Below are 17,933 nucleotides of genomic sequence, written 5' to 3' on the forward strand. Positions count from 1 at the left end.
GGCCTTTTTTATTGCGTTGATAGTTTCTGAGCTTGGTTAAGGGCGCTGAGAAACATTTCTTCCGTTAGCACTTTAGTGTTCAGGTTATAGCGCGAGCAATGATAGCTGCTGACAAGCCACAGGCCCTCTCTCAAATTATATTCGCAACCGTGCATGAACTTATGTGCCGACACTTGAAGGCCAAAAGTTCTAAGCGCCGTATCATGCGCCACCTTGCCTAAAGCAAAAATCACTTTCAGCTTCGGCATATTATCGATTAATGAAAGAAGGTAAGGGCGGCAATTGTTGATCTCAGCTGCCGTGGGTTTGTTTTGTGGAGGGACACATCTCACCGCATTTGTGACTAAGGCTCTATTTAGCGTGAATGCATTTCCGTTATGAAATTCGCCGTTGGTGTAACCGAGTTTACTTAGTGTGGCATAGAGTAAGTCCCCGGATTGATCACCGATAAAAGGTTTGCCTGATTTGTTGGCGCCTTGAAGCCCTGGGGCCAGGCCCAGGATCATAATCTCGGCGTCCATTGGGCCAATATTGTTCACGGCACCATTGTGATAATCTGGATATAGCTCTCTATTTTCTTGCCTGAAGGTCGTTAGGCGAGGGCATGTATTACAGTGTTTTTCAGGCTCTATCAATTCAGGCATGGTATATCTCGTAGGCATAAAAAAAGCGGCTCATCATAAGCCGCCTTCTTTAAAATAGGGAAGAGTTTTAGTCTTCTCCGAATTCTGAATCCCATGGATCATTTTCTGGGCGGCCTGATGCAGGGCGGCCAATCATGTCCTTAAGGTCAATCAGGTCAACGAACTGGTCAGCTTGGCGTCTTAACTCATCAGCAATCATGGAGGGCTGTGTTTTATTGGAGCTCACAACAGTGGCTCTTACACCGCGGCGCTGCACTGCTTCGAGGAGTCTGCGGAAGTCACCATCGCCGGAGAACAGGATCACATGATCAAGGTTTTCTGAAATGTTGAGCATATCCACAGCAATTTCGATATCCATATTGCCCTTGATTTTACGGCGACCATTTTCATCAGTGAATTCTTTCACTGGTTTGGTAACCAGAGTGAAGCCATTATAATCAAGCCAATCAATAAGAGGACGAAGTGGTGAATATTCCTGATCCTCCAAAATAGCCGTATAATAAAAAGCGCGAACCAATCGACCCTTTTGGGAGAAATGTTCACGCAAACTTTTATAGTCTATTTCCATGTCGAGGGCACGAGCAGTTGCATATAGGTTAGCCCCGTCTATAAACAACGCAATGCGTTCTTCAGGATAAATCAACATTTTGAGTTCCTATCAAAAAAAATACGCGCAGAAGTATATTTGTACAAAATAGTGTAGGTAACTACACATTACGGTTAAATGTACCATAAACTAATATTGACCGCAGGCAGTTAACTTTTGGTAAAATTATGGTTAAGTGAAAGGCCTGTTCTTGAAAAGGTATTTTGGGTGAAGGCGGAAAAAGTAAAAATATTACTGGGTCTTGGTGGAAATTTGCCTTCTGGCCAGCGTAGTCCGCTTCAAACTGTACGTGAAAGTATAGAATTGATGCAGAACCTGAAAATTGAGATTACCGCTGTCTCGCCATTTTTTGAAACAGAGCCAGTGCCGGTTTCAGGGCAGCCTAATTTTATAAATGCTGCAGTTATAGGGTGCACCACTCATAGGTGTGATGTGCTGTTAGGATTGATTAAGGAGCTTGAAGTAAAGCTTGGGAGGCAGCCAGCTGAACGGTGGAGCGCCAGAACCATTGATATCGATATACTGGCATACGGTGATAGTGTGTTCCCGAATGCCAAGGCGTGGCAAGAGGTTGTGAATGATACTGATCCGGCGGCAATTCTGGCGGAACCTGTCGTGCCGCATCCACGTTTGCATAAAAGAGCTTTTGTATTAGCCCCTTTGTCAGAGATCGCGGGCGATTGGAAACACCCGGTTCTTGGGCGGACTGTAAAAGAAATGATGAAGGCAGATTTGATTGTGGAACAAATGCCTCATATCAGGAAAATGAAAGAAAACCAATAAATAGCCTTTGAAAGGCAGATTCATTCCTTTACAGTAAGGAAGTGTATATGTATAAGCAGGCGCTTATATGGCGGCAGTGCGCATTATAGCACGCCACAATTAAAGAATTTTGGAGATAATGAATGGCTCGCGTTACCGTTGAGGATTGCGTTGACAAGGTAGATAACCGCTTTGATTTGGTTCTTGCTGCTGCACAGCGTTCTCGCCAGATTTCTTCTGGTGCTCCGCTCCTTGTAGAGCGTGATAACGATAAAAACGCAGTTGTTGCTCTGCGTGAAATTGCTGATGAACATGTTCAGGCAAATGATCTGACTGAATCAGTAATTCATGGTATGCGTAAAGTTGTTGAGTCTGATGAGCCGGAAGAAGTGGATATGTCTATTCTTATGGCTGGTATGGAAGATCAGGCTCCAGCTTCAGAGTAATTCTGAGTTCATATCTAAAGAAAACCCGGCCTTAGAGCCGGGTTTTTTATTGCCTGAAGTTTAGTGGATTATTTTGCTGGCTTGTGGAACTGGTCTGCCGCAAAGTTAAAGAGGCCTGATCCCCCAAGTGTTTGTCCGCCACAAACAGGAAGTACTGCACCTGTGATATATCCTGCAAGGTTTGAGGATAGGAACACGGCCGCTTGGCCAATATCATTTACACTACCAAGCCTGCGGGCAGGTACGCTTTGTATAAGCATTGGAAGAGTTTCAGGAGAGCTAAGGCGTTTCATGCCTTCGGTGCCGTCAATAGGGCCAGGGATAATGCTGTTTGAACGAATACCTTGTGGTCCCCATTCAATAGCCAGTGTTTTCATGAGTTTGTCGATGCCAGCCTTGGCTGCACATACATGCGCTTGATGGCTGTAACCATCGAGCGATTGTCCCGCCGAGATAAAGATGATGGAACCTTTAGTTTCCTTGAGTTGTTCATGCGCAGCTTTTGCTGTGTTGAATGATCCGATCAGGTCAATATCTACAACTGTTTTAAAACCGTTGTAGCTAAGGTCTTCTACCTTGCTCATAAAGTTACCTGCGGCACCTGCAACAACAATTGATACGGTACCCAGTGTGGCTTTGGTTTCCACAAAAGCTTTTTCCATGGCTTCAAGATCGCGTACATCGGCTGCAACAGGGAATACATCCACTCCGTGTTCTCTAATTTCTTCTGCCGCTTTTTCCAGTTTTTCAAAAGTGCGGCCACAGATAGCTATTTTCGCACCTGCTGCTGCCATGTTTTTTGCAATGCCTAAGTTGATGCCGCTGCCGCCGCCGGTGATGAATGCCACTTGCCCTTCGAGCATGCCTGTTTGAGGTTTGAGCTCAGACATAAAGTCCCTCCGCTTGAAAATTTCCCACACTTCTTCGGTAACTGTTAATGAATTTTACCATAGCATAATAAATGGGCTGAAATTCTTTCTCGAAAAGAGTATTGCTATCAGTTAGATGAATTAAAAGAGTAAAGGTTGCCGCGTGATCCGTCAGTTTGAGTTAGTTGACCTTGTAAGAGCCTACGATAAAAACGTGGATGAGGCTCTCCTTAACCGTGCCTATGTATTTGCGATGAAAGCTCATGGTAGTCAGACGAGAGCGTCTGGTGACCCTTATTTTTCTCATCCACTTGAAGTGGCTGGTATCCTAACGGATATGAAGCTGGATTGTGATACGATCGCTACGGCACTTCTCCATGATGTAGTGGAAGATACAGTTGCAACCATTGACGAAATCCATGAGCTCTTTGGCCCCAAGGTAGCTGAACTGGTGGACGGTGTTACCAAGCTCTCGAAAATTGAAATGCAGACCGAGAGCATGCGGCAGGCAGAGAACTTCAGGAAGTTTCTTCTTGCTATGTCTAATGATATCCGCGTGCTTTTGGTTAAACTTGCTGACCGTATGCATAACATGCGTACGTTAGGGCACATCAAGAAAATCGAAAAACGCAAGCGGATTGCCAAGGAAACGCTTGATATATACGCGCCGCTCGCTGAACGCATTGGTATGCATGAGCTGAAAGATGAACTTGAGCATCTTGCTTTTACGCATATGGACCCTGAGGCGATGGAATCCATCAATGCACGGCTCCATTATCTTATTGAAGAAAGCCCTAATCTTGAAGCTGACATGGTAGCGGCGCTAACGGAACTTCTTAAAGAAAATGGTATTGAAGCCAAAGTTAGTGGCCGTATCAAACGCCCATATTCCATCTGGCGGAAAATGGAGCGGCAGAACATCAGCTTTGAGCAGCTTTCAGACGTGATGGCCTTCCGTATTATGGTGGATGATGTTTCTACCTGTTACCGCACTCTCGGTATCGTCCACGGTGAATGGCCGATGGTACTAGGGCGCTTTAAAGATTATATCTCGCTTCCGAAACAGAATTTCTACCGCTCGATCCACACAACAGTGATTGGTCCACATAACAACAAGCTTGAGGTACAAATTCGTACCCATGATATGCATGAAGAAGCGGAAATCGGGGTTGCTGCACACTGGCAGTATAAACAGAAAGCTGAAAATGCTGAGGGCTCTCAATACCGCTGGATCAGGGAACTTCTTGAAATTCTTGATCATACACATGATCCAGAAGAGTTCCTGGAACACACTAAGCTGGCTATGTATCAGGATAAAGTATTCTGCTTTACTCCGAAGGGCGAACTAGTGCCGTTGCCGCGTGGTTCAACTACTGTAGATTTTGCTTATGCAGTACATACCGAGGTAGGGGACCACTGTGTTGGCGCGAAGGTAAACGGCCGTATGGTGCCCCTTCGCCACCAGCTTGATAATGGTGATCAGGTTCAGATATTGACGTCAAAGGGGCAAGCGCCTTCACCGCGGTGGGATAGTTTTGTCGTAACGGGTAAAGCCCGCTCTGCTATTCGAAGGCATGTGCGCTTCCAGCAACATGAAGAATATAGTCAGTTAGGGAAAACACTTATCGAGAAAGCTTGCCGCCGGAACGGCCTTGATTTCTCGGGTCGTGTAATTGAAGAAGCGGCGAGCGTTCTTAACTTGTCTGACGCGGATATGCTCTTTGCTCTTGTCGGGCAAGGAACTCTTTCTGAGGAAGAAATTCTGCGGGCCGCTTTCCCGGGCTTTAAAGAAGATGCTCGGAATGAAGGCCTTCCTAATGTTCACCAGGATTGGGAGCAGATCGATGACGGCGCTATTCCGATTTCAGGAATCACGAGGGGGTCAGCGGTTCAGTTGGCTTCATGTTGCCACCCTGTGAAGGGTGACCGTATCGTCGGGCTTCGTGTTCCGGGGCAGGGAGCGGAAATTCACACTATCGACTGCTCAAGGCTCTCTGAATTCGATGATCGGCCAGAAATGTGGCTCGACTTACGCTGGGAAGAAGGTGAGGAAGACAGTGACGCTTTCTATACTGGCCGGCTGCGCCTTGAAGTGGTGAACGAACGCGGCGCTTTAGCGGCAATTGCTGCAACAGTTTCCAAGACGGGTGGTAACGTTTCAAACCTTGAAATCCCACAGCGTGATCCCGAGTTCTATGTAATGATCATAGATATTGAAGTGAAAGATGTGAAACACCTGAACGATATCACCAGAGCCTTAAGGGTTAGCCGTGTAATCAGTAGAGTTGATCGGGTTTTGGGATAATTCGTCCCACTTAAGCGTATTTGACTTGACGAACCTTCGCGCGGGTACTATCCGCGCAGATAAATAATTTCACTTATCAGGAGCCAGCAATGGATCAGGAAGCTGTATTGAATGAATTTCGCGCGGCAGGCGCTCTGCTTGAAGGTCACTTCAAGCTGTCTTCGGGCCTTCACAGCCCTGTTTATCTGCAGTGTGCAAAAGTTCTGATGGACCCACAACGCGCTGGTCGCTTGTGTGCTGCTTTTGCTGAGAAACTAAAGGCAACTGGTGTAGAAGTTGATCTTGTGGTGAGCCCGGCGATGGGGGGCGTTATCGTTGGATATGAAGTTGCTCGTCAGCTTGGCGTTCCTGGTATTTTTACCGAACGAGTAGATGGTGAATTCGCGCTCCGTCGCGGTTTCGAAATTCCAAAAGGCGCGAAAATCCTGATGATGGAAGATATCATCACGACAGGTTTGTCTTCTCGAGAATGTATTAAAACCATCACTGAATGGGGTGGTGAAGTTGTGGCAGCGGGCTGCTTGATTAACCGTTCCGGTGGCCGTGCTGAAGTTGGTGCGCCAGTTACAGCGCTCGCAACTATTGATGCGCCAACATATAAGCCTGAAGATGTACCTGTTGAGCTTGCTGAAATTCCAGCAATTAAACCTGGTAGCCGTGGGCTGAAATCATAATCCATGGTATTTAAGCGGCGGACCCCACTTACTTTTTGGCAAAAAACGGTAGATTTTTTCTGGCCGCGCTCAGGCTTGAAAAGAGCGTGGCTTTATATCTGGTACCGTATCGCTCGGTTGCCGGGAACACCTTATAGCATTGCTGCGGGGTTCGCTTCCGGTGCGGCCGTTTCATTTACACCGTTTCTTGGCCTTCATTTCTTGATGGGGTTTGCAGTTGCTTGGATGGTGCGGGGTAATTTACTTGCGTCAGCTATCGGTACGGCTATTGGTAACCCATGGACATTCCCTTTTATTTTCGCGCTTACCAGCCAAATTGGCTCAGCTATACTGGGTACTGATGTAACTGCTGAAGTTCCTCCATGGGATATGGGCGCGATGGCAGATGATCCGTTTGGGTATCTTGCCTCATTTTTGCCCGTTGTATTTCCTTTGATTGTCGGTGGTTTTCCAGTTGCAGTTATTGTTTGGTTCCTGTTTTACTTCGCCTTTAGAGGATTGATTTCAGGGTACCGTGATAGTCGCCGCTTGAAGATGGAAGAAAAAGCAAAAATAAGGTCCTCAGAAACAGTGATGAAAGAAGAGGAAAAGGATAGTGCATAGACTTCGCTTAGGTGTGAATATTGATCATGTAGCCACTATTAGAAATGCGCGTGGTATTCGCCATCCCGATCCGGTACGTGCCGCAGGCTTAGCAGTTAAAGCGGGAGCTGATGGCATCACCGCTCATTTGCGTGAAGATCGCCGCCATATTTCTGATGAAGATATTGCAACACTTGCTGATGTGTTAACGGTTCCTCTGAATTTTGAAATGGCAGCGACTGACGAGATGCTTGAAATCGCACTGCGCCATAAGCCTCATGCTTGTTGTTTGGTGCCAGAAAAACGGCAAGAGCTCACAACGGAGGGCGGCCTTGATGCAGCAGGGCAGCATAATCGTTTGAAGCATTATGTTTCAGAACTGAATAAAGCGGGTATCCGTGTGAGTTTATTCCTGGATGCTGATAAAGCGCAGCTTGATGCAGCGCTGTCTCTTGGTGCGCCCGTGGTGGAAATTCACACAGGTGCATACTGTGATCTTACAGGCCAGGCGCGTGAGGAAGAGCTCATTCGTATCAAAGAAGCTGCATCTTACGGCTATGAAAATGGCCTTGAAATGCATGCGGGCCACGGCCTCAGCTATGATACAGTTGGCCCTATTGCAGCGATTGCGGAATTACGCGAACTGAATATTGGCCACTTCCTGATTGGTGAGGCGATTTTCCACGGCCTTGAGGCGTCTGTGAAAGAGATGCGCCGGCATATGGATGAAGCGAGAGCATAAAATAGAATGGCACCACTGAAGAAAATCGCCGGATATACTTTTACTAAAGCAAGTTTGCTGGATGAGGCACTAACACACCCATCCTTATCAGGCACATATAACTACCAGCGGCTTGAGTTTTTAGGGGACCGTGTTCTCGGTCTTGCAGTTTCCACATGGCTTCTAGAAGCCTATCCAAGTGAAGCGGAAGGGCAGCTTAACCGCCGTTTTACCTCACTTGTGCGGAAGGAAACTCTGGCGGAGATGGCTAAGAAACTTGATCTTGTTAAAGCGATCAAGTTAACGCCTGGCGCTGAAACAGAAGGAACACGCGATAAAGAAGCCGTGCAGGCGGATGTATGTGAAGCCATTATTGGTGCCATGTATCTAGATGCGGGCTTTGGTGTTGTAGAAGAATTTATCCGGAAGCACTGGATACCTATGATGAATGAAGATCAGGATGTTGTGAAAGACAGCAAAACCCTGCTTCAGGAATGGTGTCAGGCCCGTGCGACCGCACTTCCCAAATATGAGGTTGTTGAAAGATCAGGTCCTGATCACCAACCAGTTTTTACAATTGAAGCGACTGTAAAAGGCAAGGGCTCTGCCCGTGCACAAGGCAGCGCGAAAAGGATTGCGGAACAAGCTGCAGCAGCGGCACTGTTTAGTATCCTTGCAGGAGAGAAATAATGTCTGAAAACCAGACAGCTGAAACTAAATGCGGTTTTGTGGCGCTAATTGGTGCGCCAAACGCAGGTAAATCAACGCTTTTGAACGCGCTTGTGGGTGCAAAGGTTGCGATTGTTACGCATAAGGTACAAACCACACGTACTCGCATCACCGGTATCGGTATGCATGAAGAAACTCAATTGGTGTTCATTGATACACCGGGTATTTTTGCACCAAAACGCAGGCTTGACCGCGCGATGGTCAGCGCAGCCTGGAAAGGGTCTGAGGATGCAGAAACAACTGTTCTGATGATTGATGCTCGTAAAGGCATTACAGAAGAGGTTGAGCATATCGTTGAGGGCCTGAAAAATACTGGGCGTGAAGTTATTCTCGTGTTGAATAAAATTGATGGCATGAAAAAGGATGGCCTTCTCGCGCTTATTCAGGAATGTAACGAGCATGGCATCTTCACAGATACTTTCCTTATTTCTGCCCTTCACGGTGAAGGTGTTGCTGACCTTAAAGCGTTCCTTGCTGATAAAGCGCCAAGAGGCCCGTGGATGTACCCAGAAGACCAGCTTTCCGACACAACAATGCGAATTCTTGCAGCGGAAATTACACGGGAAAAAGTATATCTTCGCCTGCACGATGAACTGCCTTACGCCACAACAGTGGAAACCGAGAAGTGGGAAGACCGCAAAGACGGCTCCGTACGCATTGAACAGGTTATCCATGTTGAGCGTGAAACTCAGAAGGGTATTGTCATCGGTAAGGGCGGCAGTATGCTGAAAACCCTGGGCCAGATGGCACGCGAAGAAATGGAAGAAGAGTTCCAACGCCGTGTGCATTTGTTCCTACATGTTCGAGTGACAGAACGCTGGGCCGATGATAAATCCATGTATGAAGGTATGGGTTTAGATTTCGTAAATTAAAGCAGAGATCAGGAACGTAGGTATGGAATGGCAGGATGAAGGGATTGTTCTTTCTGCCACTCGCCTTGGCGAGAGTGATGCTGTTCTTGAGATTATGACCAAAAACCATGGGCGTGCTCGTGGTTTTATTAAAGGCGGTATGGGGCGCCGTAATAAAGCGAACCTTCAGGCTGGTAATTTCCTTTCCGTAAATTGGCGTTCAAGGTTAGAAACCAATTTAGGCCGTTTCACCGTTGAACTACTTCACAGCCCTCTTGGTAATATGCTTGGTGATGGTAACCGCTTGGCAGCACTTGCGGCCGTTACATCTGTTGTGGTGACTACCATGACAGAGCGTGAGCCACATCTTAGTGTTTATGAAGGCTTGGGCGCGATTGTTAAGCTTTTAGAAGCGTCTGATAGCTCACTTGAAGGGTGGGGGGCAGCCTTTTCGCAGCTTGAACTTGGAATATTGCAAGAGCTTGGCTACGGCCTTGACCTGAGCGAATGTGCAGGTACAGGTTCGACCGAAAATCTTATCTATGTTTCTCCAAAGTCTGGCCGTGCTGTTTCTGAAGAGGCGGGTTTTTTGTACCGTGACAAGTTACTAAGTTTACCGGCATTTCTTGCTTCACCTGGTGAGGGTAAAATTGATATGCAGGCCAGTGTGGAAGCCCTTCGGCTTACCGGGTATTTTCTGGATCGGTATGTATGGGCTGTTCGAACTGGTGGGCAGCCAGCTGCTAGAGAGCGTTTTCTTTCAAGCCTTCAAAAGCATACCCTTTCCTAGTTGGGGTATTTTCTTCCAACTATTTCTCGTATTTTAGGGTTGATTTTATATCAATCGCCTAGTGTGTAAATGCACGACTATGCATCACATGGTTGTGATTTTTAGTGAAAAATACGTGTTTATTCGGTGTGTTAGGCATGTCTTGAGGTAAAATTCCTCAACTATAAATATATAACTAAATACGACGCGACAGTTAGGGAGAAAGCTAGATGATTAGCTTAAAAATGGCCGCTCGCCAGGTTGCGAGTGCTGGCTTGTTGGTGGGATTAATAACCACACAGGGTATTTCTTCAGACATAAATATTACTGCGAAGGTAACAAGCGATGAAAAGCTGAAAAGCTTTTTGAATGAACATATTACAGAGGGATTTTCTGGAACGTTACTTATCGCTAAAGACGGCAGGATCGTTCACGCGCAAGGCTATGGGTTTGCTGACCGGGAAAACAAAATACCCAACACGCTAGATACCGTATATTCAACAGGTACATTGACACGGTATTTTACGGCGGCTGCTATACTTAAGTTAGCGGAGCAGGGTAAACTAAGCCTCTCGGATACACTTGGTAAATTCTTTGATAATGTACCGGTTGATAAGCAGGATATTACTGTTCACCATCTACTTACTCACACCCCCGGGCTGTTGAGTGTAGAAGAATGGGATGCCTTCGAAACTATCGATACGGATGAGTTTTTAAAGGATGTGTTCTCCGCAGAGAATGAAATTAGCCCAGCCGTATATCTGCCAAAGTTTAGTTTTAAGCCGGGTGATAGGGTTATCGAATTTAGTGAAGGCTACGGTCTTCTAAGCCTTATAATTGAAAAACAATCCGGCCAGTCATTTGAAGCGTTTCTCAAGGAAAACCTTTTTGATCCAGCGGGTATTACCGATACCGGATATCTTCTGCCTGATTGGGATAAGTCACGGATTGCAAATGGGTATGTAGGTGAAGATGGAGAAAACTGGGGTAACTTACCAGAACGCCTTAACAAATTAGGAAAACTCCCACCTTATATACAGGGAAGTATGGGCCTGCTATCAACTGCGAGCGATTTATATAAATGGCATACTGCACTATATGGTGGAAAAGTCCTTTCTAACGCTTCGCTCAAGCTTCTTCATAAAAGACATACCGCTATACCTGAAGCTTTTGAGGCAGATATCGATGCGGCTTATGGTATTCAGGTTTCTGAAACATGGTCTGGTACGCCGTGGATATTTAATATCGGATCGAGCGTTATTCGCGCCAATCTACCAGCCTTTAAGGTTACATATCACTATTTTCCGGTGGAAGACACGGTTGTCATATTTGCAGGAAATACCCCACTGAGCCGTGAGGCTAGGCAGGCTCTACCAGCTTTTGTTCGGGTACTTTTAGAACCTGATTATAAACCTGTTTCATCAGATAGTAAGCAAGCGCAGTAGGGGAAGTATGATGAAAAAAACAGTAAGAATCTTTGTTGCTTCCGTTGGTTTCTTTGCCTTGGCTGCTTGTGCGTCGGGAAATGAGAGTTTTTTTAAGGGCAACGAGTATGTAGAGCGTGGCTCAGTTGCCGCTGAAACCAGCGACGGTACATTTAATGTATCTTACCTGAAATCACAGAGCAGTGGCCGTAGAGTAATAATTCTGCACGGAACACCCGGCCAAGCGGCTGATTATTACCGTACTATTCGTAATGCACCCGCGGATATGGAATATGTGGTTGTCGACCGTCCTGGATACGGTGAAACAACGCCGTATAAACTTCTAGCATCTCTTGAGGCACAGGCTGATGCTATTGCGCCGCTACTGATAGAGAAAAATGGCCAGAAGCCGATTGTTGTTGGGCATTCCTCTGGCGGTCCGATTGCTGCGATGGTTGCTATTCGTCATGGTGATAAAATAGGCGGGTTGATGCTGGCTGCTGCCTCTATGGACCCAGAGTTGGAGCCTGATCCAGTTTTTGTTCAAAAGCTAGGGAATGCGCCAGTTGTTTCATGGTTCGTGCCTAAAGATCTGCTTATCTTGAACCGGGAACTTTTATCTCTTCCCAAGCAACTTGAGGCAATGAAGAGCAAACTTAGCACGATCACAGCGCCCACCATTATCATGCACGGTACCGCTGATCTGCTTGTTCCGTACGGTAATGTATCCTACATGGAAAAATATATCACGAGTGCTGCGTATAGAGAGACGGTTAAGATCGAAGGTATGGGGCATGAAATTCCTTGGGCACGCCAGATAACCTTTGCCAAAGGTATTCGTAAACTGGCTGATGAAGACTATACCATCCCAACTTCTGAAATCAGGATTGACCGTCGCGATTGGGCTTTCACAGCTGAAACTCGCCGAGAGGTTAGAGATCCTGCCAATAGATCTGAAAAATAGAAGCTAATATTAGCTTTTATGTCACAGCCTTGATGACCTGTATGGATGGTTTTATTAGGGCTGTGACAACGTTTTCGGGCACTCTAATACAGCTTATCCGTTAAGCGGTTTTGTTAACTCCAAACAAATTGTGGAAAACAGCAAGATCATAGTAGCCAAGCGGATTTTGATTGCTATAGTCACTGCATGAGTAGTGAACCTAATTTCAGTGAAAACATTGTAGAGGCACCGTTTAGCGATGCCCTTAGCGAGCGCTATCTGGCGTACGCACTCTCCACGATTATGTCTCGTTCATTGCCTGATGTGCGGGATGGCCTGAAACCAGTACACAGACGCTTGCTTTATGCGATGCGCCTTTTGAAGCTGGATCCAAAAACAGGCTACAAAAAATGTGCCCGTGTTGTTGGTGATGTTATCGGTAAATATCACCCACATGGTGACCAATCCGTTTATGATGCTCTTGTGCGTTTGGCACAGGATTTCTCAGTTCGTTTCCCACTTGTAGACGGGCAGGGGAACTTCGGTAATATCGACGGCGATAACGCGGCGGCTATGCGTTATACAGAAGCGCGTCTTACCGAGGTTGCTGCCAAGCTTATGGAAGGCCTTGAGGAAGATGCGGTAGATTTTCGCCCGACATATGACGGTGAAGACGCAGAGCCTGTTGTTTTCCCCGGTGCATTCCCTAATCTTCTTGCGAATGGTTCCACTGGTATTGCGGTGGGTATGGCAACAAACATCCCGCCTCATAATGTTGGTGAGCTTGTGGATGGTATGCAGCGTCTTATTGAAGCGCGCCGTAATCCAGCCATCGAAATTACCACGCGCGATCTTTTGGATAGCATTCAGGGCCCAGATTTCCCAACGGGTGGGCAGGTTGTTGAACCGCGTGAAAATATTATTGCCGCTTACGAGCAGGGCAAAGGTAGTTTCCGCCTGAGAGCACGCTGGGAAAAAGAAGAACTGCCACGCGGCCTTTACCAGATTGTTGTTACAGAGATTCCCTATCAGGTTCAAAAATCGAAATTGATCGAGAAAATAGCTGATCTGATTTCTGATAAGAAGCTACCAATTCTTACGGATGTTCGAGACGAATCTGCGGAAGATATTCGTATCGTTCTTGAGCCGAAGAACCGCACGATTGATGAAAATATGCTCATGGAAAGCCTCTTCAAGCTTACTGAGCTTGAGGTGCGTTTTTCTCTCAACTTGAATGTTATCGCACTGGATAACCGTCCGAGAGTGCTGTCACTCAAGGAAACACTAGATAGTTTCCTTGAGCATCAGATTGAGGTTCTTCTGCGCCGCAACAGGTTCCGTCTCGAGAAGATTGAGCGCCGCCTTGAAATTCTATCTGGTTATCTGATTGCCTATCTGAACCTTGATGAAGTGATCCGTATCATTCGTTTTGAGGATGATGCAAAAGGTGGCTTGATGAGCACCTTCAAGCTGACCGAAGTGCAAGCTGAAGCTATCCTCAACATGCGCCTCCGCGCTCTTCACAAGCTTGAAGAAGTTGAAATCCGTTCCGAGCATGCGAAGCTTGAAGAAGAACGTGCTGGCATTTTAGCTCTTATTGAATCTTCAGATTTGCAGTGGATTGCTGTGGGTGAAAAGCTCACTGAGGTCAAAGAAAAATTTGGTCAGTCCACCGAGCTTGGTAAGCGTCGTTCTACATTTGGTGAAGCGCCAATTGCTGAGGCCGTACCACTTGAAGCTATGATTGAGAAAGAGCCGATTACGGTTGTTTGCTCGAAACGCGGCTGGATCAGAGCACTTAAAGGACATACGAAGCCAGAGGAAGTCTTGAAATATAAGGATGGGGATGAGGAGCAATTCCGTTTCCATGCTTATACTACAGATAAAATTTTCCTCTTCGCTACGAACGGTAAGATATACACCATCGGCGGTGATAAGCTGCCGGGCGGGCGCGGTAACGGTGAGCCTGTTCGCTTGATGGTGGATATGGACCCGAACGATGAAGTTGTTGCGCTTATCCCTTACGCGCCGGGTGCGAAGATATTTGTTGCTTCCTCTATTGGTAAAGGTTTTGTTCTGGAAGCAGATCAAGCCGTAGCTATGAAGAAGGGCGGTAAGCAAATTCTGAACCTGCCGGGTGATGCTGTTGCAACTCACTGTTTCACTGTGGTGGGTGATAGTGTTGCCGTGATTGGCGATAACCGTAAGCTTCTGGTATTTGGTGTGGATGAAATTCCTACTATGAACCGCGGGCAGGGTGTTGCTCTTCAGCGCTATAAAGATGGCGGCATGTCTGATGTGATGATGTTCCACCGTGAAGAAGGCCTTACATGGCCGATGGGTGGCAGCAGTGATCGCTGGCGTACGGAAACAGAGCTTGCTCCTTGGACAGGTAAGCGCGGGAATGCTGGAAGGCTTCCGCCGATGGGTTTCCCGAGGAATAATAAGTTCAGATAAAATAAAGGCCGGAGAAATACTCCGGCCTTTTTTATTGGCTCCTACCAAATGGGTAAGGAATAAATGTGGGAATTAGCCCTGAGGAGCCATGCAGAATGCATTTAGCTTGTTACCGTCTAAGTCACGGAAATATGCTGCATAGAAGCCCATGGATGGATCGCCGCGGAAACCTGGCTCGCCTTCACATTTACCGCCTTCAGCGATGGCTTTATTGTAAACAGCAGCAACCTGATCTTGATCTTTGGCAAGAAGAGCAATCATCACGCCGTTGCCGACACTGGCGGCGTTACCGTCAAAAGGTTTTGTAATGGAAAAACCTGGTGAACCGGTTGGGTCACCAGAACCCCACACGATGAAACCATCGAATTCCATCGTGCGTTTTGCACCTAGTTCAGCAAGAACTGAATCGTAAAAAGCGGCACTCTTATCGAGATCGTTTGCACCTACTGTCGTATAGCCAATCATTTAAATACTCCCTCATGTATGTAAGTAATGCGCTTACTATAACGGAGTATATGCCAAAAATTGTCAGCAGGCTTCTTTAATCTCTTGAATAGCGATTATTCAGGATTGAATAGGGTTAAGAAACACCATTTTCTGCAAGGAAAGCTGTAATTTTATCACCTGTTACAAGGCCAGCAGCTCGTGCTTTTTCTTTTCCGTTTTCAAAAAGAATAAGCAATCCTGTACCGTGAAGATTGTGAGCCTGTCTGAAAGCTTCATTTGTATCAAAATCAACACGGATAGCGCGGATTTTTGGCGCCTTCCCTTCCTCAACCAAGCCTTCAAATGCCTTGTGTTGCAGGAGGCATGTTGGGCACCATGATGCATAGACCTCAACGAGAAGCGGTTCACCGCGTTCCTGCAACTGTTCAAAGCGTGCTGGTTCATATTCTTCCCAGCCAGCTAAGATAGGATCATCCGGGCGCAGGTTCATATAAATCAGGTTACCAAACAGCATCACCGCAATAACGCCAGTAATACCTAAACTCGCAATAATTTTCTTCATTGAAATCTTCATACATTTGCACCTAAGGCCTAAGGCTCTCTGGTGCAAATGAAACGTTTGTGAAGAAAGCGCTAGAACAGTTGCTCAGGCAGCCATGTAACGGTTTCAGGGAAAGCAGCAATCAGTGCCAAAGCAATTATCTGGATGATAACAAAGGGTATTACGCCTTTGTAAATCGCCGACGTTGGTACGGTTTCTGGCACCACACCACGAAGGTAGAACAAGGCAAATCCGAATGGTGGTGTAAGGAAACTGGTTTGAAGATTCATAGCCATCAAAACACCTAACCAGATAGGGCCGTATGTACCGTCCATTGCGAGAAGAGCAGGAGCTACCACAGGTACCACAACAAAAGTAATTTCAATGAAATCAAGGAAGAACCCTAATACAAACATCAAAATCATTACCAACAAGATCGCGGTGAATTGCCCACCAGGTAGATTATGGAGCATACTCTCAATGATATCATCACCACCAAGCCCACGGAACACCAGGGCAAATAGCGAGGCGCCAATAAGAATAGCGTAAATCATTGTGGAAATACGCACGGTGGAGAGCATTACCTCATTCAGGATATTGCTTTTATATGTTTTCCATAAAGCACGAGCGAGGCAGATGAAAAATGTGGCTGTCAAAATAATAGCAGCCCAAAACGCAATCACATCACTTGTTGGTACAATCTCTCTCGACTGACGTAGATCAAACTGGCTGGCGATGAAGAGAAGGGAAAGTAGAGCCGCGACAGCAATAAATACAAATCGCCTTGTGCCATCATCTAAACGTGCAGCACCTAGTAGGATAGCGCCAATAGCCCCTACAGATGCAGCTTCTGTTGGTGTGGCAATGCCTGATAGAATTGAACCCAATACTGCAACAATCAGCACCAGCGGCGGTAGAAGTGCGATAAGAAGTTTGCCGTAAAACGCTTTATCTAGTGCTTCACCTTCTTTGCGAGGAATGGCAGGGCTGCTATCCGGTTTCAGAATAGCGGTAACAATCTGATAAAGAATATAGAGACCAACGAGCACAAGGCCGGGCAAAAGCGCGCCGGCAAACAGTTCACCTGCACTCATCGGGGTGGGAGAGAACACACCTTTATTCAACTGCGCTTGCTGCCATGCTGAAGAGAGCACGTCCGCCAACAAAATAAGTACGATAGAAGGTGGGATAATCTGCCCAAGCGTACCTGCCGCCGCGATAGAACCTGTGGCAAGCGATGTATCATAACCTCGGCGCATCATAGTAGGTAGGGATAATAACCCCATCGTAACAACGGTTGCCCCAACGATGCCGGTGGATGCAGCGAGCAATGCGCCAACAATGGTTACAGAAATACCCAAACCACCTCTGAGCGGGCCAAACAAGCGCCCCATATTTTCAAGCAGGTCTTCTGCAACGTTGGACTTTTCAAGCATTACACCCATGCTTACGAAAAGCGGGATAGCAAATAGCAGTTCGTTCCTGATCACATTACTGAATAGGCGGTTGGGCAGGATTTCAAGAAAGGTGAAATCCAGTGTGCCTGTCGCCATGCCAATAAGGCCAAACAACAAACCGGTACCACCAAGTGTGAAAGCAACCGGAAAGCCTGAAAGCAGAAACCCAACCAGCGTTATAAACATGCTGATGGTAAGAATAAGAGACATATCCATTAGTTTGCCCTCATTTGCTTGAAGCTTCTGATAGCATCTGCAATGCCGTGAAGGGTCATGGTAAGGGCAAACAGTAAGAGCGTTGTTTTAAGAATATACACAAAAGGCAACCCGCTCGATTCCACACTGGTTTCCAGAATACGCCAGCTATCAAGCACATAAGGCACGCCAGCAGCCCACATGAGCGTTAGAAACGGGAACAAAAGGAATAAGGTGCCGAAGAAGTTCACTTTGGCTTTGCCTTGATCACTGAATTTGCTGAAAAATAGGTCTACACGCACATGCTCGTTTTTAAGAGCTGTATATCCAGCACCACCAAGGAACATAACGGCATTTATATACTGCAGACTTTCCTGTAACTGAATGCTGCCAGATGAGAAAACATAAACAAGTAGTACTACTGCGAACTGTACGAGCACCAATAAAAGCGGAAGAACGGCCAACATTTGGCCGCTCTTTTCTAAAATCCCATCGATAAGGGTAACAACA

The 17,933-nt window shown here is 46.6% G+C and carries 18 protein-coding genes and 1 pseudogene; 12 read left to right on the top strand and 7 right to left on the bottom strand.

Annotated elements, in window-relative coordinates; genetic code table 11:
• Positions 1-8 precede the first annotated feature (8 nt).
• Together MF542_RS09040 and MF542_RS09045 are read right to left on the bottom strand one after the other, a co-directional pair.
• The gene (locus MF542_RS09040) at positions 9-644 is read right to left on the bottom strand and encodes a uracil-DNA glycosylase (RefSeq protein WP_247018247.1); all 636 of its coding nucleotides are present in this window, start codon (positions 642-644) and stop codon (positions 9-11) included.
• A gap of 67 nt (positions 645-711) precedes the next feature.
• Entirely contained in the window at positions 712-1,290 is a 579-nt protein-coding gene (locus MF542_RS09045; RefSeq protein WP_247018250.1) for a LabA-like NYN domain-containing protein, read from the bottom strand.
• Positions 1,291-1,407: 117 nt separating this feature from the next.
• On the opposite strand from MF542_RS09045, the gene folK reads away from it, so the two are divergent.
• Entirely contained in the window at positions 1,408-2,034 is a 627-nt protein-coding gene (gene folK, locus MF542_RS09050) for a 2-amino-4-hydroxy-6-hydroxymethyldihydropteridine diphosphokinase (RefSeq protein WP_247018251.1), read from the top strand.
• A gap of 122 nt (positions 2,035-2,156) precedes the next feature.
• A pseudogene (gene rpoZ, locus MF542_RS09055) lies at positions 2,157-2,441 on the top strand (DNA-directed RNA polymerase subunit omega); the annotation flags it as partial.
• Positions 2,442-2,527: 86 nt separating this feature from the next.
• Here rpoZ and MF542_RS09060 read toward each other — a convergent pair.
• The gene (locus MF542_RS09060; RefSeq protein ID WP_247018253.1) at positions 2,528-3,349 is read right to left on the bottom strand and encodes an SDR family oxidoreductase; all 822 of its coding nucleotides are present in this window, start codon (positions 3,347-3,349) and stop codon (positions 2,528-2,530) included.
• 142 nt (positions 3,350-3,491) lie between these two features.
• Here MF542_RS09060 and MF542_RS09065 point away from each other — a divergent pair, with 142 nt between their 5' ends.
• From MF542_RS09065 to parC, 10 genes are all read left to right on the top strand, one after another.
• Positions 3,492-5,633, top strand: a complete 2,142-nt coding sequence (locus MF542_RS09065; RefSeq protein WP_247018255.1) for a RelA/SpoT family protein — start codon at positions 3,492-3,494, stop codon at positions 5,631-5,633.
• Between the two features lie 89 nt (positions 5,634-5,722).
• Positions 5,723-6,307 carry an orotate phosphoribosyltransferase gene (pyrE, locus tag MF542_RS09070; protein WP_247018257.1) on the top strand — a complete coding sequence of 195 codons (585 nt, stop codon included), beginning with the start codon at positions 5,723-5,725 and terminating at the stop codon, positions 6,305-6,307.
• Positions 6,308-6,382: 75 nt separating this feature from the next.
• Complete coding sequence (locus tag MF542_RS09075) at positions 6,383-6,910, top strand: DUF2062 domain-containing protein (protein WP_247018259.1); 528 nt, start codon at positions 6,383-6,385, stop codon at positions 6,908-6,910.
• A complete protein-coding gene (locus MF542_RS09080; protein WP_343264877.1) occupies positions 6,900-7,631 on the top strand; it encodes a pyridoxine 5'-phosphate synthase in 732 nt (243 codons plus the stop codon). Before MF542_RS09075 ends, MF542_RS09080 begins: the two co-directional genes overlap by 11 nt.
• 6 nt (positions 7,632-7,637) lie before the next feature.
• Positions 7,638-8,300 carry a ribonuclease III gene (gene rnc, locus MF542_RS09085; protein ID WP_247018263.1) on the top strand — a complete coding sequence of 221 codons (663 nt, stop codon included), beginning with the start codon at positions 7,638-7,640 and terminating at the stop codon, positions 8,298-8,300.
• Positions 8,300-9,211 (top strand): GTPase Era, encoded by a 912-nt coding sequence (gene era, locus MF542_RS09090; protein WP_247018265.1) that lies wholly within the window; start codon positions 8,300-8,302, stop codon positions 9,209-9,211. The genes rnc and era overlap by 1 nt, the downstream gene beginning before the upstream one ends.
• A 22-nt stretch (positions 9,212-9,233) precedes the next feature.
• Positions 9,234-9,980 (top strand): DNA repair protein RecO, encoded by a 747-nt coding sequence (recO, locus tag MF542_RS09095; protein WP_247018267.1) that lies wholly within the window; start codon positions 9,234-9,236, stop codon positions 9,978-9,980.
• Between the two features lie 209 nt (positions 9,981-10,189).
• Positions 10,190-11,404 carry a serine hydrolase domain-containing protein gene (locus tag MF542_RS09100; RefSeq protein ID WP_247018274.1) on the top strand — a complete coding sequence of 405 codons (1,215 nt, stop codon included), beginning with the start codon at positions 10,190-10,192 and terminating at the stop codon, positions 11,402-11,404.
• 10 nt (positions 11,405-11,414) lie between these two features.
• The gene (locus MF542_RS09105; RefSeq protein WP_247018276.1) at positions 11,415-12,347 is read left to right on the top strand and encodes an alpha/beta fold hydrolase; all 933 of its coding nucleotides are present in this window, start codon (positions 11,415-11,417) and stop codon (positions 12,345-12,347) included.
• A gap of 186 nt (positions 12,348-12,533) precedes the next feature.
• A complete protein-coding gene (parC, locus tag MF542_RS09110; RefSeq protein ID WP_247018278.1) occupies positions 12,534-14,783 on the top strand; it encodes a DNA topoisomerase IV subunit A in 2,250 nt (749 codons plus the stop codon).
• Between the two features lie 72 nt (positions 14,784-14,855).
• Here parC and MF542_RS09115 read toward each other — a convergent pair whose 3' ends face one another.
• The 4 genes from MF542_RS09115 to MF542_RS09130 all read right to left on the bottom strand — a co-directional run bounded on the left by MF542_RS09115 (position 14,856) and on the right by MF542_RS09130 (position 17,890).
• Entirely contained in the window at positions 14,856-15,248 is a 393-nt protein-coding gene (locus tag MF542_RS09115; RefSeq protein ID WP_247018280.1) for a VOC family protein, read from the bottom strand.
• A 115-nt stretch (positions 15,249-15,363) separates the two neighbouring features.
• Positions 15,364-15,804, bottom strand: a complete 441-nt coding sequence (locus tag MF542_RS09120) for a thioredoxin family protein (protein ID WP_247018282.1) — start codon at positions 15,802-15,804, stop codon at positions 15,364-15,366.
• Positions 15,805-15,863: 59 nt separating this feature from the next.
• Complete coding sequence (locus MF542_RS09125; protein WP_247018284.1) at positions 15,864-17,444, bottom strand: TRAP transporter large permease; 1,581 nt, start codon at positions 17,442-17,444, stop codon at positions 15,864-15,866.
• Entirely contained in the window at positions 17,444-17,890 is a 447-nt protein-coding gene (locus tag MF542_RS09130; protein WP_247018286.1) for a TRAP transporter small permease subunit, read from the bottom strand. The genes MF542_RS09125 and MF542_RS09130 overlap by 1 nt, the downstream gene beginning before the upstream one ends.
• Between the last annotated feature and the right edge of the window lie 43 nt (positions 17,891-17,933).

The organism is Kordiimonas laminariae, assembly GCF_023008165.1.
GTDB classification, from domain to species: Bacteria; Pseudomonadota; Alphaproteobacteria; order Sphingomonadales; family Kordiimonadaceae; genus Kordiimonas; species Kordiimonas laminariae.

Excerpts from the sequence above, each read along its gene's own strand:
- MF542_RS09060 (WP_247018253.1), bottom strand. The coding sequence starts at position 3,349 with ATGTCTGAGCTCAAACCTCAAACAGGCATGCTCGAAGGGCAAGTGGCA.
- MF542_RS09130 (WP_247018286.1), bottom strand. The coding sequence starts at position 17,890 with ATGTTGGCCGTTCTTCCGCTTTTATTGGTGCTCGTACAGTTCGCAGTA.
- MF542_RS09100 (WP_247018274.1), top strand. The coding sequence starts at position 10,190 with ATGATTAGCTTAAAAATGGCCGCTCGCCAGGTTGCGAGTGCTGGCTTG.
- MF542_RS09115 (WP_247018280.1), bottom strand. The coding sequence starts at position 15,248 with ATGATTGGCTATACGACAGTAGGTGCAAACGATCTCGATAAGAGTGCC.
- MF542_RS09040 (WP_247018247.1), bottom strand. The coding sequence starts at position 644 with ATGCCTGAATTGATAGAGCCTGAAAAACACTGTAATACATGCCCTCGC.
- recO (WP_247018267.1), top strand. The coding sequence starts at position 9,234 with ATGGAATGGCAGGATGAAGGGATTGTTCTTTCTGCCACTCGCCTTGGC.
- MF542_RS09105 (WP_247018276.1), top strand. The coding sequence starts at position 11,415 with ATGAAAAAAACAGTAAGAATCTTTGTTGCTTCCGTTGGTTTCTTTGCC.
- parC (WP_247018278.1), top strand. The coding sequence starts at position 12,534 with ATGAGTAGTGAACCTAATTTCAGTGAAAACATTGTAGAGGCACCGTTT.
- MF542_RS09045 (WP_247018250.1), bottom strand. The coding sequence starts at position 1,290 with ATGTTGATTTATCCTGAAGAACGCATTGCGTTGTTTATAGACGGGGCT.
- MF542_RS09125 (WP_247018284.1), bottom strand. The coding sequence starts at position 17,444 with ATGGATATGTCTCTTATTCTTACCATCAGCATGTTTATAACGCTGGTT.
- pyrE (WP_247018257.1), top strand. The coding sequence starts at position 5,723 with ATGGATCAGGAAGCTGTATTGAATGAATTTCGCGCGGCAGGCGCTCTG.
- era (WP_247018265.1), top strand. The coding sequence starts at position 8,300 with ATGTCTGAAAACCAGACAGCTGAAACTAAATGCGGTTTTGTGGCGCTA.
- MF542_RS09120 (WP_247018282.1), bottom strand. The coding sequence starts at position 15,804 with ATGAAGATTTCAATGAAGAAAATTATTGCGAGTTTAGGTATTACTGGC.
- rnc (WP_247018263.1), top strand. The coding sequence starts at position 7,638 with ATGGCACCACTGAAGAAAATCGCCGGATATACTTTTACTAAAGCAAGT.